General features: G+C 63.5%; 11 protein-coding genes. 8 read left to right on the plus strand and 3 right to left on the minus strand.

The features are described from left to right. The first annotated feature begins 226 nt into the window (after positions 1-226). Together CXQ80_RS09455 and CXQ80_RS09460 are read left to right on the plus strand one after the other, a co-directional pair. Entirely contained in the window at positions 227-1402 is a 1176-nt protein-coding gene (locus CXQ80_RS09455; RefSeq protein ID WP_371918925.1) for a hypothetical protein, read from the plus strand. After that, positions 1395-1793: a hypothetical protein gene (locus CXQ80_RS09460; protein WP_101318745.1), complete on the plus strand. Its 399-nt coding sequence runs from the start codon at positions 1395-1397 to the stop codon at positions 1791-1793. The genes CXQ80_RS09455 and CXQ80_RS09460 overlap by 8 nt, the downstream gene beginning before the upstream one ends. 425 nt (positions 1794-2218) lie before the next feature. Here the strand turns inward: CXQ80_RS09460 and CXQ80_RS09465 are convergent, their stop codons facing one another. Further along, complete coding sequence (locus CXQ80_RS09465) at positions 2219-3499, minus strand: carbohydrate porin (protein ID WP_101318747.1); 1281 nt, start codon at positions 3497-3499, stop codon at positions 2219-2221. Positions 3500-3614: 115 nt separating this feature from the next. Further along, positions 3615-6032 carry a glucose/quinate/shikimate family membrane-bound PQQ-dependent dehydrogenase gene (locus CXQ80_RS09470; protein ID WP_101318749.1) on the minus strand — a complete coding sequence of 806 codons (2418 nt, stop codon included), beginning with the start codon at positions 6030-6032 and terminating at the stop codon, positions 3615-3617. A 331-nt stretch (positions 6033-6363) separates the two neighbouring features. Between CXQ80_RS09470 and CXQ80_RS09475 the strand changes: the two genes are divergently transcribed. Both CXQ80_RS09475 and CXQ80_RS09480 read left to right on the plus strand, forming a co-directional pair. Next, a complete protein-coding gene (locus tag CXQ80_RS09475) occupies positions 6364-7263 on the plus strand; it encodes a LysR family transcriptional regulator (protein ID WP_101318751.1) in 900 nt (299 codons plus the stop codon). A 117-nt stretch (positions 7264-7380) separates the two neighbouring features. Then, on the plus strand, positions 7381-8580 hold the full coding sequence (locus CXQ80_RS09480; RefSeq protein WP_101318753.1) for an MFS transporter: 1200 nt from the start codon (positions 7381-7383) through the stop codon (positions 8578-8580). A 47-nt stretch (positions 8581-8627) separates the two neighbouring features. On the opposite strand, the gene CXQ80_RS09485 is transcribed toward CXQ80_RS09480, so the two are convergent. Further along, a complete protein-coding gene (locus CXQ80_RS09485) occupies positions 8628-9488 on the minus strand; it encodes a CAP domain-containing protein (protein ID WP_101318755.1) in 861 nt (286 codons plus the stop codon). Positions 9489-9881: 393 nt separating this feature from the next. Here CXQ80_RS09485 and CXQ80_RS09490 point away from each other — a divergent pair, with 393 nt between their 5' ends. Genes CXQ80_RS09490 through CXQ80_RS09505 form a run of 4 tightly spaced genes read left to right on the plus strand, consistent with a single transcriptional unit; the run spans position 9882 to position 15026 of the window. Next, a complete protein-coding gene (locus tag CXQ80_RS09490; protein ID WP_101322995.1) occupies positions 9882-11471 on the plus strand; it encodes an ABC transporter substrate-binding protein in 1590 nt (529 codons plus the stop codon). Beyond that, the gene (locus CXQ80_RS09495; protein ID WP_101318757.1) at positions 11468-12457 is read left to right on the plus strand and encodes an ABC transporter permease; all 990 of its coding nucleotides are present in this window, start codon (positions 11468-11470) and stop codon (positions 12455-12457) included. Before CXQ80_RS09490 ends, CXQ80_RS09495 begins: the two co-directional genes overlap by 4 nt. Continuing rightward, a complete protein-coding gene (locus CXQ80_RS09500; RefSeq protein ID WP_101318759.1) occupies positions 12454-13317 on the plus strand; it encodes an ABC transporter permease in 864 nt (287 codons plus the stop codon). Before CXQ80_RS09495 ends, CXQ80_RS09500 begins: the two co-directional genes overlap by 4 nt. Then, a complete protein-coding gene (locus tag CXQ80_RS09505) occupies positions 13314-15026 on the plus strand; it encodes an ABC transporter ATP-binding protein (RefSeq protein ID WP_101318761.1) in 1713 nt (570 codons plus the stop codon). Before CXQ80_RS09500 ends, CXQ80_RS09505 begins: the two co-directional genes overlap by 4 nt. The last annotated feature ends 5 nt before the right edge of the window (positions 15027-15031 follow it).

A 15031-nucleotide genomic window follows, 5' to 3' on the forward strand; every position in this document is an offset into this window, starting at 1 on the left:
GCTGTACCGGTGGCTCACTGTTTGACGGCCCGAGGCCATGTGTCAGCTCTGTAAACCGTTAGATAGTGCGTTCAAACGTAAGGCACTTCTCTCGCTGCTGTAGGACGCATCCTGTTCGCTTTTGGCGGGGAAAAATACCGGTGAGAAGCTGCTAGTTTCCCTGGCTCAACAAGCACAGGGCGTTTGCAGATGCGCGTGATAATTGACGGCAAAGGTCAAGCTGTCGATGGCGATGATACGGCAACGGGTACAGTGCGCTTGCCCGCCCGGTACCAACCGAGTTGTAGCGCCACCTGATTTTGTCCCACCCTGGCGGGAGACAAGGTCTTCGCGCGTAGTCGGCCCAGGCGCGCAGAGCTTTGGTCAGCCTGTGCACTTCGTTGATAGCCGGCCGTATATCAATGAGCCAGGCTTCCATATTGTCCAGCGCAACATGTCCTTCCCGCAGGTGCTGCTGCAGTTAGCCGACCAGGACAGCACCTTGCCGATCTCGCGCCTGCAGATGCTCAACCCGACGTTCCAGCAAGGCTTCAAGGCCGGAGAGATTTTCGTCATTGGTGACCCCGACAACGGCGACGCTTGCACCCGCGAAGAAGCTCAACTGATGGCCGTCGCACAGCAGGCCCGCGACTCGCTGGCGCTGCTCGACTACGACGAAGCCGAATTCATGATGGAGCATCAGGCTGAAATTGCAGGATTGCTGACAGGCGCGAGTCAGTCCATGGGTGTTGGCAAGGACATGCTCGAGCAAGGCCTGAGGCAGGTCCGGGCGACCTTGCTCGAAGTCGACCAGTTACACAAACAGCAGTTCGCCAAGTTCGGCCACCTGAACAGCCCGGAGTTTTTTGCTAATCGACAGAAGTTGCTCAGGCAACTGGATGGACAGTTGAAGGCGGCGTTTTTGAACAAGCGATTGAACCTTGGCCCTTACGAGCGTCTTCGTCGTGATTTGAAGATTTCTACCAAGAGTCTGGTTCATCACTGGTCAAAGGCCGGCGGGCCGGGGCAGATTCCGGGGTATGCCACGCATTTGGATGAGGTGGCGGGTGCATCAAAGTATCTAAACCGCGGCGGCACTGTGGCTATTGGTTTGGGGGCGGTATCTTCTTATTTAAAGGTTCAGGAGGTGTGCCGAGCTGGCGAGGCAGCCGAGTGTAAAAAAATTCGACTGACCGAAGCAGGCAGCTTCTCGGGAGGAATAGCAGGAGGGGGAGCCGGAGCTCAGTTGGGTGGAGCAGTTGCTACAGGATTTTGTGGCGTGTTCTCTGTTGTATCTGCTGGCTTAGGCGCCCCTGTATGTGGCTTGGTGCTCGTAGGTGCTGGCTCATTGGCCGGCGGCATGCTAGGTGAAATGGTTGGAGAAGTAGTAGCCGAGTCACTTTATGAGCAATATTATGATTGAGTTCAGCAGTTGGTCGCCGATGTTTCGCATAGTTATATTGGTGTGCCCTACAATGATTGTTCTATCAGGCTTGGCGTTAAGCTTTTATATTGCATGCAGTCGAGACTTCTTCATCGCGCTGTCTGCTATCAAAAGTAGTCCGTGGCTTGAGCAGCAAAAGAATTACATGGGCGTTTCAAGTGTACGCTCGCGCTGGATGCTTGTTTGCAATATGTGCGGTTTGTTGCTTCTGCCAGGTCCGCACATTCGAAGAGGGTTACTAAGCATTGAGGAGCTGCGTGCGTTTCCGGTCGGATTGAAAAAAAGGATGCTGACGTCTTTGTGGCTGACTATTGTTGGATGCGTCTGGATACTGATCGTCGTTGCAATAATCAAGATAGAGCAGTATTGAATGTTCCGCCTTGCTCCGGTATTGCCTCTGAATCGCTGGAGGATCAAGATCAAGATCAAAAGCACGCCTCGCTGCGCTGGCGCACATCAACAGCGGGGCTGCCTTGCAGCCCTTCGCGCGCAAGCCCGCTCCCACAGGGTCCGCGTTGCCTGAGAGTAGCTTGGTCAGTATTGATAGAGGTTGCCGGGGCGACGGACTTAAGGGATTAATGCTGACCTGAAAGTATCGCGAACTCTGTGGGAGCGGGCTTGCCCGCGAAGGGCCGCGCAGCGGGCCCAGCAATCTCAAAACAGAGAAAAATTCAGAAAAATGCAGAGACCTAGAAAGGGATGGCCCGTAAAGGCGAAAGGGGCAGCATTGGCCAACACCAGGAAAGGATAAGCCAACAACTGCAAACCCCACACAGCCCACCAAGCCAGCCCCAATCAGAAGCTGGCCTTGACCTGCAATCCCACCACCAGCGCATTGTCGATATCAGTCCCGGAAAACGCTCCAGGCTCGATGATGTACTGCACGTCCGGCCGCAGATTCAGCCAGGGCGTGGCCTGATATCCATAGCTCAGCTCGATCAACTGCTCAGCACTGTCGATATTCGGGAACTCCCGATCACTGCCAGCAGCGGCATCCTCCAGCACATCCCGACTACGTGGATTCGGCACTGCTCGGCCATAGCCCAACGACAAGGTGTCCCGCGGGCGGCCTGCAAACGGCTGGTACAGCACCACGCCCGTGCCATACCACTTGGTAAACGGCGATGCCGCCTTGCTCGACGCCGAGTATTGACCAAACGCATGCAGGCTACGGCCGGCCAGGGCGGGGTCATTCCATACCGCCTGATCAATCAACAGGTAGTGCCCACCTCGGCCAGCCACTTCGTCATTACTGCCAATGCGTTTGACGTTGGAGCTGTCGTAGTAGTAACCCAGCTTGTACTCACCCGGCAGTTCGCCTCGCAGTTTGTACACCAGCTCTACCGGCACCACCGTGCCTGTGGTGTGCTTGGGGCCCAGCTTCCAGGCACGGCTGGAATTGCCGTTGCTTTCGGGATCAACGTTGAACGCCGCCACGCGCACTTGCCAGGCTGGCGAAAGGTCATATTTGACCCGCGCACCGAGCCGCGCATTGGGGTAGTTGGTCCAGCCACTGCCGCCGGACATGTTCAGCGGATGGCCGCAGAAGCCGGCGTTCATGAAGTTGCACAGGATGCCGCTGTCGAGGCCGCCGAGGTCGTTGCCCATGGCCATGTAGCCGAGCTTGATGTTCAGCGCCGGAGTGAAGTTGCGTTCGTAGCTGAGCTCGGTCAGGCGTGTGTACAGGCCGCCGAAGTTTTCCTGGATCGGCAGGCGGTTGCCTACCAGTTCCTCCGAGGCGCTGTGGCCGCGGCGGTCGTTGATGCTCAGTTGGACCTTGCCGGCGTTATCCACCCCATACAAGCGGGACAAGTCGAACTGCACGCCCAGCTTGATGTTCTGCGAATAGCGCGCCGAGCGGTGCAGGCCGCCATCAGCGTTGTAGGCGGTCTCGCCGCTGTAGTCGGCGCTGAACTTGACGCCATCGTCTTCAAGTTGATGGCGCAAACCGCCCCAGTCACCACTGAGGGTGCTGCGCTGGAGCAGATCGGCTTCGGCCATGGCGCCGTTGCTGGCCAGTACCAGCAGCAGGCTGGCGGTGATGCGGGTAGGGGTAAAACGGAACACGGAGGACATTGCGCAGCTTTCCTGGGAATCGCGAGGTGGTGATAAATAACGCCGCTGAAAGCATGAGGCCGCTCCTGCAAAGGATATGCAGGAGCGGCCTCATGCCGCACGGGAGTGACGCGCGTTATGGCAAGGCGTAGGCCATTACATAATCGCCACGGTCGGTCGACTGGCGGGCACCGCCAGCGGTGACGACCACGTATTGCTTGCCGGTCTTGGGCGAGACGTAGGTCATCGGGCCACCCTGGCTGCCGACGGGCAGGCGGGCTTTCCAGACCTCCTCACCGTTGCCGCTGTTGAAAGCGCGCAGGTAGAAGTCCTGGGTGCCGGCGATGAACACCAGGCCGCCTTGGGTCGACAAGGTGCCACCCAGCGTCGGCAGGCCAACCTTGATCGGCAGGTGCATGCGGATGCCGAGCGGGCCGGTGTCTTCAACGGTGCCGACCGGCACTTGCCAGGCGACCTGGCGGGTCTTCATGTCGATCGCGGTCAGGGTGCCGAATGGTGGCGCCTGGCACGGGATGCCGGCAATCGACAGGAAGCGGTTCTTGTTCACCGCGTACGGCGTGCCTTTCAGCGGTACCGCGCCCATGCCGGTGTTCAGCGCTTCGCCACCACCGGCGGCTTTGCCCTGGTTCTGCGACGGGATCATCTGGACCCACAGCCCCAGGCGCATGTCGTTGACGAAGATGAAGCCATGCACCGGATCGGTGGAGATGCTGCCCCAGTTCATGCCGCCCAGCGAGCCTGGGAAGCTCAGCGACAGGTCGGTGCCTGGCGCGGTATAGAGGCCGTCGTAGCGCATCTTCTTGAAGTCGATGCGGCACAGCAGTTGGTCATACGGGGTTGCGCCCCACATGTCCGATTCGGTCAGGGTCTGCGCGCCGATCTGCGGCATGCCGACTGACTTCGGTTGGGTCGGCGAGTACGGTTCGTTGGGGATGTTGCCTGGCTTGACCGGCACTTCGTCGACCTGGGTCAGCGGTTTGCCAGTGGCACGGTCGAGCACGTAGATCTGCCCGGCCTTGGTGCCGATCACCACCGCAGGGACGGTCTGGCCGTCGTCCTTGGTGAAGTCGATCAGGCTCGGCTGCATCGGCAGGTCGAAGTCCCACAGGTCGTTGTGAACGGTCTGGTAGACCCACTTCTCGTTACCGGTGGTAGCGTCCAGCGCCAGTACCGATGCGCCGTAGGTGTGGTCGAGCTTGCTGCGTTCTACACCATAGATGTCGGTGGACGACGAACCCATCGGCAGGAACACGGTGTTCATTGCCGGGTCGTAGGACATTGGCGCCCAGCTGTTCGGCGTGCTGCGCACGTAGGTGCTGCCGTCAGTCGGGGCGTTACGGTCTTCAGGGTTGCCTGGGTCGAAGGCCCAGCGCATTTGCCCGGTGATCACGTCAAAACCACGGATCACGCCACCTGGCATGTCGGTCTGGACGTTGTCGGCAACACGCCCGCCAACCACCACGGTGGTGCCGGCCATCAGCGGTGCCGAGGACAGCTGATAGTACGAATCCGGGACATCACCCAGGCCCGCCATCAGGTTGACCTGGCCGTTGTTGCCAAAGCCTTGGCAGAACTCGCCGGTGTCAGCGTCAACTGCAATCAAGCGACCGTCGATGGTGTTGGTCAGCAGGCGGCGCTGGCAGTTGGCGCCAGGGGCAACCGTGGCTGCAACGACCGGCGAGCTGTTCGGCTGGGAGGGCTGGGCCAGCGGCGCGCTAGCGTCGAAGTAGGCCATGCCACGGCAACGCTGCCAGACTTTCGACTGGGCGTTGATGGTGTTTTTCCACAGCTCCTTGCCGGTGTCGGCGTCGAGTGCGATCAGGTTGTTGTGCGGGGTGCAGATGAACACCTTGTTGCCGACCTGCAATGGGGTCAGTTGGTCTTCGGCACCGTTGCCGTCGCTGAGGGCGACATCACCGGTGTGGTAGGTCCAGGCGACCTGCAGCTTGTCGACGTTGCCACGGTTGATCTGGTCGAGGGCGGCGAAGCGGCTGCCACCTTCGGTATTGCCGTAGTGAGCCCAGTCTTTCTGCGCTTGCGCAGGTTCGACGGCGGTCAACCCCGGGCCTTTGCCAGTTGGGGCAACGCTTGGGTGGGCGACGAACATGTTGCCGGCCGCGACCACGACTGCTACCGCCATGACGCCAGCGACGGCGTAGGCGCCGCGGCCAGTGGCGGTGCCGTTGGCGCGGGCCAGCAGCGGGTACACCAGCGCGACTACGGTGCCGATCACGGCAAACATGAACAGGCGCGAGAACAGCGGCCAGAACACCAGGCCGGTGTCGAGCACTGCCCACAGCGCGGTGCCGAGCAGGAACGCGGCATACAGCCAGGCGCCGGCTACCTTGCGGCGGGCGATGAGGATACCGGCGATGGCCATGGCCAGGCCGCCGATCAGGAAGTACCAGGAGCCGCCCAGACCGGCCAGCTTGATGCCGCCGGCAGCCAGCAGCAGGCCGAGCAGGGCGATGATCACGCCCAGGCCAACCAGAATGATTTTCGAGGCGCCTGAGGCGCGCGGTGAGTCGTTCATGCCAAGGATCTCGCAGGTGGAATACGCGGAGTTTAAGCCCTTAGCAAGCTAATTAACAAGTTGGTACATTTGCCCTTGAGGCCTATTGTCGCAGGGCTGAGCTTGCCAAGATGCCTCGAAAAGCTTAGATCAAGTCGCCAACTTCAGCTTAAAAACGGCCAAATCAATAATGTGAAAATTTCGCGAAAAAGCTTGATCTGGCTTTGGCGAGGTAGATTATTGCGTTTGCCCGCTGCGGTTAAGCTGGCGGACTGGTCAGGTAAGGCTGGCCGTGATTGCACCCAGCCTCCGTTTGGAGCAAGGTTGGCCGATTTGGCGGACATCAACTGCGATGGACAAGCTGCTGGCAATCAAGGCCTTCATGGCAACCGTCGACGCGCGCGGCTTTTCGGCTGCAGCGCGTAACCTTGGGGTCGCCACCTCTTCAGTGACGCGCCTGGTCGATGCCCTGGAAGCTGAACTGGGCGCCGCCTTGCTCAACCGCTCCACCCGGCAAGTCAGCCTGACCGAGGCGGGCGCCAGTTATTACCAGCGCTGCCGCGAGGTGCTCGAGGCATTGGCCGAGGCCGATGCCAATGTCGGCGACCGTGGCGAGGAGCCCGTCGGGGTGCTGCGTTTGTGCCTGCCCGTCGAGTTCGGCCGGCGGGTGATAGCGCCGCATCTGGGGCGCTTTCTCGCCGCGCATCCGGGGCTTGAGCTGGACATCGACCTGAGTGATCGCTTCGATGACCTGCTCGAGGGCCGCTACGATGTGAGTATTCGCCTGGGCGAGGCCGCGCCCAACGACGAACTGATCTGCCGTCCGCTCGGACGCTTTCAGCGCTGGCTGGTGGCAAGCCCCGCGTACCTCGCCGGGCCCGCGCCGCTGGAGCATCCACGAGGACTCAATGAACAGGCCTGCCTGCGTTTTCGCTATGGGCAGTCCGCACGGCCGTGGCGACTGTCACGTGACGAGCAGACGCTGGAGCTGGATATCAGCGGGCCGCTGCGCAGCAGTAACGCCGATGTGCTGCGCGAAGCTGCACTGAGTGGCGCCGGCATTGCCTTGCTGGCCGACTGGCTGGTGCGCGAAGACGTCGCCGCCGGGCGTTTGCTGCGGCTGTTGCCTGATTGGCAGATCAGCCCCGGCTCCGCCAGCAACGCGATCAATGCCCTGTACCTGCCCAACCACCGCGGCTCACGCCGGGTACAGGCGTTTGTCGGCTTTTGCGAGGCACTGCTGGGCGAGTGAGGGCAGGGCGTTGCGCTACGCGCAAAGACCCCTTGCGCAGCCGCTGGATTCTCTTGCCCTGCACCGCTGGGTAACGTGCACAGCATCTTCCCTGATCATCCACCGAGGCACCTGCACATGAGCCCATCCATCGCTGCCAGCCAGCCCTCCACCGCAGGCCTGAGTCGGGCCCTGGTAACCCTGTTGGCGTTTTGCTGTGGCGCGATCGTCGCCAATATCTACTACGCCCAGCCGATTGTCGGCCTGATTGCGCCAGACCTTGGCCTGTCAGCCGAGCACGCCAGCCTGATCGTGTCGCTGACCCAGCTCGGCTACGCGCTCGGTCTGCTGTTACTGGTGCCTCTGGCAGACCTGGTGGAAAACCGCCGGCTGATGGTTGCTACCGCAGTGCTGGCTTGCATCAGCCTCGTCCTGGCGGGCACCAGCAGCAATGGCCAGGGTGGCTTGTTTCTTGGCTATGCCTTGTTGATCGGCTTCAGCTCGGTGTCGGTGCAGATGCTCATTCCTCTGGCAGCGCACCTTGCCCCTGAGCAACAGCGCGGGCGCGTGGTCGGCAATATCATGGGTGGCCTGTTGCTGGGGATACTGCTGGCACGGCCACTGGCGAGCGTGGTTGCTGACCACTTCGGCTGGCGCACAGTGTTTGTCGGCGCCGCCGGGATCATGCTGGCGATCATCCTGTTGCTGGCGCTGACCTTGCCGCGGCGGGTGCCTGAGCACAAAGCCAGCTATGCGCAACTGATGGCCTCTTTGGCAGGGCTGTTGCGCCGCTACCCGGTACTGCGTCAGCGCTCGCTGTATCAGGCGTTGATGTTCGCCGCGTTCAGCCTGTACTGGACGGCGGTGCCAATGGCATTGAGCGGGGAGCATGGCCTGTCGCAGAGCCAGATCGCGTTGTTTGCCCTGGTCGGAGCAGTCGGCGCGATCGCTGCGCCATTGGCCGGGCGGCTGGCCGATGCCGGGTATGCCCGCCGCGGCTCTCTGCTGGCGCTGGTTCTGGCGCCGCTGGCGCTGTTGCTGGGCCTGAGCGCCCCAGGGTTCACCGTGATCGGCCTGGCGCTGAGCGGGGTACTGCTGGACTTCGCCGTGCAGATGAACATGGTGATCGGCCAGCGTGAGGTGTATGCGCTGGACCCGGCCAGCCGCGGCCGATTGAATGCGCTGTACATGACCAGCATCTTCGTCGGCGGCGCAGCGGGCTCGGCACTGGCCAGCCCACTGTATGAGCAGCTCGGCTGGCATGGCGTAGCGCTGGTGGGCGCCACATTGCCACTGCTGGCGCTGGGCATATTCGTGCTGCGTAGCCGGCGCGGTTGAAGGCGCCGCTTCAATGACTGCAGAGCGAGCGGACTCAGCTCAGGCGATCATTGCGGCGCACCAAACAAGCCGGTCCAGTAGATCCCGGCATCGCTCTTGGGGTCCACGGCGTAGGCCGCGCCCAGTTCGCTGAAATCCGGGTTCATCAGGGTTGCGCAATGGCCTGGGCTGGCCAGCCAGCCATCGATGACCTTGCGCGGAGTGTCCAGCCCGGCCGCGATGTTTTCGCCGACCAGCCGATAGGAGTAGCCGGCCAGTTCGGCGCGGTCACCCGGAGTGCGGCCATCACGGTCGATATGATCGAAGAAGTTCTGATTGGCCATCGCCCGGGTATGGTCGGCAGCAACGCCGGCCAAGGTGGCGTTCCAGCTGAGCGGCGCGGCGGCGGCGAACGGCTGGCCACCGCATTGGCGGGGCAGCTGGCGCGCTGCATTGATCTCCTGCAGCAGCTTCTGGCCCTCGGCCTGCCAGTCACCGAGGCGACCACTGAGCAGCGGCCGAGCCAGCACGATGCGCCAGTCGCGGCCTTCCTGGCTGACGCCTATATCGACGAACTGCGGGTCGAGCACCACCTGGCAGAAGCTTTCGGCGATGGCCTTCATCGCCGCCGGCGCATCGCGCGGCCCGGACAGGCTGATCGCCTGCACGTTGACCATCGGGTAAGCCGCGCGGGACATTGCCTGCTGCAGGTCGCGGGTGCCTTCCGGCGACAGCGCCAGGCGGGTATCGCTGCTCAACGGCGGCAGCTCCAGCGAACCTTCGCCGGCGCAGCTCTGCGGCTGGCTGCGGTAGGCGTTGATCGACGCGATCAGTTGCCCTTCCTCGCTGGTGAACGCCTGGGCGCCACAAGACACACCCAGGCCCAGCGTCAGCACGGTAAGACAGGCAACGGATGACAGGACGCGCATGTGTATCTCCCTATCTGGCAGCGCGAGACTCGGCGCTGCTCATCCTACACAAGCATCTGGCTTTTGGCCCTGCGTCGTGCGGTGCAATTGAACGGCCGATTGTCGAACATTATCGGCAAAAGAGGGAGTAGACCGTTCTTGCTGAAGAAAGTGCGGTACTTGCTGGGAATTATTTGCATTCTCAGCAGACCGCTGGCCGTTACTGTCCGCAGGCCAACAGCAGTGCAACAGTTTGCCCGTCGCCATTCACTGCCAATAAGGTCAAACCCAGCAAAATCAGGGCGTTGAAACCAGGCACAAGTCCTGCAATAGCCCTTGCACACCCCTTGGGCCCGTGCAGGAGCATCCTTGAATAACTCCATCCTCCCCCTGACCTTGCTCAGTGCAGCATTGATGCTGGTCGGCTGCGAACGCACCGAGCAGGTCAACGCCCACGGCGATCAGCCGGTCCACGGCGGCACACTGGTGTACGCCACCGACCGCGAACCAACCTGCCTTGACCCGCACGTCGCCGGGGACATGCCGCAGGTATTCGTTGCTCAGCAATACCTCGACTCGCTGGTGTCGATGGACAGCCAAGGGCGCATCGGCCCGTGGCTGGCCACGCACTGGCAGGTCGCCGCGGATGGCCTCAGCTACACCTTCCAGCTACGCCGCGATGTGCGCTTTACCGATGGCACGCCGTTCAATGCCGAGGCGGTCAAGGCCAACCTCGATCACATGGCCAACCCCAAGACCCAGTCGAGTACCGCCGGTGGCTATATCCGCCAGTATCGTGGCACCGATGTGATCGACGACTACACCGCTGTGGTCCACCTGGCAACGCCCTATGCAGCGTTTCTCGAAGTGCTGGCGCAGGGCTTTCTCGGTATTCAGTCGCCTACCGCGCTCAAGCGCAGCCGTGACGTCAACTGCGAAAGCCCGGTCGGCAGCGGGCCGTTCAAGGTGGTGCGCTGGGACCGGCAGAACCAGGTTGAGCTGGTGCGCAACCCGGACTACAACTGGGCGCCGCCAACCGCCCAGCACCAGGGCCCGGCTTACCTGGAACGGATCGTGTGGAAGTTCATCCAGGAGCCGTCGGTACGCTTTGCCTCGCTGCAGGCAGGCGAAGTCGATGTGATCGAAACCCTGCCGCCCGAATCCCACGAGGCCGCACGGCGCAACCCGGATGTCGAGCTGATCGTCGCCCAACGCCCGGGTAACCCCACCAACGGCACTTTCAACCTGCGTCGCGCCCCGTTCGATGACATCCGCGTGCGCGAAGCCTTTGTGCGCAGCGCCGATATCGAGGGCGCGCTGAAGAGCGTTTATTTCGGTGAATTCCCCCGCGCCGGAGGCCCGCTGAGCATGGCCACGCCGTTTTACAGTGCGGATTTCGAGCACAGCCAGGACTACCAGCCGGCCCGCGCCGCCAAGCTGCTCGATGACGCCGGCTGGACCAGCCGCGATGCCGAGGGCTACCGCAGCAAAGACGGCAAGCGCCTGCGCGCAACGGTGTTGATCGGGGCACGCACACCGCCGTCGGAGCTGACCTTGTGGGAGCAGGTCCAGGCCACCACCCGCGAGGCCGGGATAGAGCTGGTGCTGGAGCAGATGAGCGATGTGCAGGTCACGGCCCGGCAGGCCGCCTGGGACTACGACATCCGCATTGGTTACTGGAACACCAACACCCCGGACGTGCTGCGGATCATCTTCAGCTCGGCTTTCGTCCAGCCGGCCGGGGTCGGTGGCTACCACCAGAATTCCTCAGGCTACGCCGATCCCGGCTTCGACAGCCTGCTTGATCAGGCCCTGGCCACGCAGCAGCCGGAGCAGCGCCGCGCGCTGTATCAGCAGGCCCAGGCGCAAGCCGCCGGGCAATACCTGCAGCTCACCACCTATCCGCAAAGCACCCGCCTGGGCATCTACAAGACCGCCCGAGGCGTGCGCCTGGAGCCGTCGTTGGCGGTCACTTACCTGTATGACGCCTGGGTGATCAAATGAGCAGTGCAACTGAACTGGCAATAGCCGACCCGCGCCGCGAGCGCCTGGCCGCACTCGGCCGCCGCGCCGTAATCCGCCTCGGTGGCGGGTTGCTGGTGCTGTGGGCCGTGGCGACGCTTACGTTTTTTGCCTTGCGTCTGATGCCGGGCGATCCGGTGCTGGCGATTCTCGGTGGTCCCAGCGGCAATCCCAGTCCGGAAACCATCGAAGCCACGCGCATCGAGTTCGGACTGGATAAACCGCTGGCCGTGCAATACCTGCTGTACCTGGGCCGCCTGCTGCAAGGCGACCTTGGCCTGTCCTACTCGCAGCACCTGCCGGTGACGCGGGTGCTGGCCGAGCAGGGCGGTGCGACGCTTGAGCTGACCATCGCCGCGTTGTTGCTGGCCTGGGTGCTGGTGTTGTTGCTGACGGTGATCACCGCCGGGCGCGGTCGTCTGATCGGCGGGTTGGCCTCGCTGGCGGAAACCCTCAGCGCCGCCTTGCCGCACTTCTGGCTTGGCGTGGTGCTGCTGGCGGTATTCGCCTTTGGCCTGCGCTGGTTCCCGCCGGCGGGCAGCGACAGCCTGGCCAGTTTGGTATTGCCGGCATTTTCTCTGGCCATTCCGCTGGCGGGTTTCATTGCCCAGGTGACCCGCGAGTCGCTCGAACTGACCCTGGAACAACCGTTCATTCTCACCGCCCGCAGCCGTGGCTTGAGTGACCTGGCCGTGCGCTTCCGGCATGCCTTGCGCCACGCCTTGTTGCCCGGGGTTTCGCTGTCGGGTTGGGCCATTGGCGCGCTGATCAGCGGCGCGGTGGTGTGCGAAGTGATCTTTTCCCGCAAGGGCGTCGGCCGCCAGCTGTATCAGGCGGTGCAGGCCCAGGACATGCCGCTGGTGATCGGCATCAGCCTGGTGGTTGCCGCGGGCTATGTGCTGGCCAACATTCTGGTGGACCTGCTCTACCAGTGGATCGACCCCCGCCAACAGGAGGCCACGCCATGAGCGACCTGATACTTGACCGTGTGCAGGCGCCGCTGCGCCGTCAGCGCCGGATCAACCTGCCGCCGGTCGGCGCAAGCCTGGCCCTGCTGTTTCTGGCCGCGTTACTGCTGGCTGCGCTGTTTCCCCAGCTATTTACCCACGTCGACCCACTGGCAATCGTGCCGCGCGACGCGTTCCAGGCGCCGAGCTGGGCGCACTGGCTGGGCACTGATCAATCCGGACGCGACATCTTTGCGCGGATCATTCACGGCACCCGCCAGAGCCTGCTGATCGGCGTCGCCGCCACGGCGTTGTCGATGACCATCGCAATCAGCCTGGGCTTGCTTGGCGGCCTCGGTGGTGCGCGGGTCGACCGCGCTGTCGGCTGGCTGCTGGAGGTGCTGTTTGCCTTCCCCAGCTTGATCCTGGCGTTGCTGTTCGTGGCGGTGTTCGGCAGCGGCGTCGGCACGCTGATCGTTGCCACCGGCCTTGGGGGGGCACCCGGTTACGCGCGCATGGTGCGCGGCCAGGTGCTGGCGGTGCGCAACGCCGGCTACATCGAAGCGGCGCGCGCGCTCGGCCATCCCACCTCGCGGATTGTGCTGCGCCAACTGCTGCCCAACGCCATGCGCCCACTGGTGGTGACCATGACCATGGGCGTCGGCCAGGCCATTGTCTGGGCCTCGGCGCTGAGTTTTCTAGGCCTAGGCGCCCGGCCGCCGGCACCGGAGTGGGGGACCATGCTGTCGATGGGCCGCGACTTCATCGCCAGCGCCTGGTGGCTGACGTTCTTCCCTGGGCTGTTCATCGTTCTTACCACCCTGGCCACGACGGTCACGGGGCGCTTCATTCAACAACGCCTGGAGGGCCGCCAAGCATGAGTGACAAGACCTTGATCGTCGACGGCCTGACGGTGTCGTTCGCCGGCCAGAGTGTGGTCCGCGACCTGAGCTTTACCCTGGCGCCCGGGCGTTGCGTGGCCTTGGTCGGCGAGTCCGGCTCGGGCAAGAGCGTCAGCGCCCGGAGCCTGGTCGGCCTGACCGGCACGGGCGCCGTGGTGTCGGCGCGTCAGTTGCGCTTTGCCGACCACGACCTGCTTGATCTCAGCGAGCGTCAGTGGCGGCAGGTGCGCGGCAAAGACATCGGCTTTGTCTTACAGGATGCGCTGGTCTCGCTCGACCCGTTGCGACCGGTCGGCAAAGAGATCCTTGAAGTGTTGCAGACCCATGGCTACGGCGACCGCCAGCAGCGTGCGGCGCGGGTGCATGAACTGCTTGAGCTGGTCGGCGTGCCGGACCCTGCACTACGCGCCCGCCAGCGCCCCGGACAGCTGTCGGGAGGCTTGCGTCAGCGCGCCCTGATCGCCAGCGCGCTGGCCATGCAGCCGGCGCTGGTGATCGCCGACGAGCCAACCACCGCGCTGGATGCGACGGTGCAGGCGCAGATTCTGCAGGTGTTTCAGCAGATCAAGGCGCGCGGTGCGTCGCTGCTGATCATCAGCCACGACCTGGCCGTGGTTGCCCAGTTGGCTGACGAGGTGCTGGTGCTGCGCCATGGCGAAGTGGTCGAGCAGGGGCCGATGCAGCGGGTGCTGCGCGAGCCTCGACATGCCTACACCAAGGCGTTGCTGGCGGCGGTGCCAGCCGAGCATCCGCGGGGCACCCGGCTGTCGCCGCAACGCGTGGCCAGCACGCCCAGGCTGGTCAACCGTGGCCTGGGCGAGGTCCTGCTCGAAGGCCGTGACCTGGGCAAGCGCTACACCGGCCCGGACGGGCTGGCGCGGCAAGTGGTGCAGGGCGTCAGCTTCACCCTGCATGCCGGCCGCACGCTAGGCATCGTTGGTGAGTCCGGCTCGGGCAAAACCACCGTGGCGCGCCTGGCGCTGGGCCTGCTGACGCCAGACCAGGGCCAGGTGCTCTATCGCGGCAAACCCTGGAACCTGCCCGACGATGCCATCGCCGAGGCCAGCCGGCGGCCGCTGCGCCGCGAAATCAGTGTGATCTATCAAGACCCGCTCGGTTCGTTCGACCCGCGCTGGACGGTTGCGCAGATTTTGGATGATGCCTTGCAGGTCGCCGGCGTCGAGGCGCCAGCACGGCCGGCGCGGATTGCCGTGCTGCTCAATCAGGTGCGCCTTGCCGCGGACCTGGCCCAGCGCCGGCCGTTGCAGCTGTCGGGCGGCCAGCGTCAGCGCGTGGCGATCGCCCGCGCCATCGCAAGCGAGCCGAGGTTGATCATCTGCGACGAGCCGGTGTCGGCGCTGGACGTTTCGGTGCAGGCGCAGGTGCTGGATCTGCTCGCTGATCTGCAGGACGAACTGGGCCTGGCCTACCTGTTTATCTCCCACGACCTGGGGGTGATCCGCCATGTCAGCGACGACGTGCTGGTGATGCGTCACGGCCAGGTCGTCGAGCATGCACCGGTCGAGCAGCTGTTCCGGCAGCCCGCCCATAAATACACCCAGCGTCTGCTTGGCTCAGTACCGCGCCTGCCCGGCGCGGGCACTGAATTGGTCGTACCGCCGCTCGACCTCGAGCATGAGGCCTTCGACCTGTTCGACGAAGCAAGACTGTGGAAAATTGCCATCTAAGGACT

This window comes from Pseudomonas sp. 02C 26 (assembly GCF_002843585.1).
Classification (GTDB): domain Bacteria; phylum Pseudomonadota; class Gammaproteobacteria; order Pseudomonadales; family Pseudomonadaceae; genus Aquipseudomonas; species Aquipseudomonas shirazensis.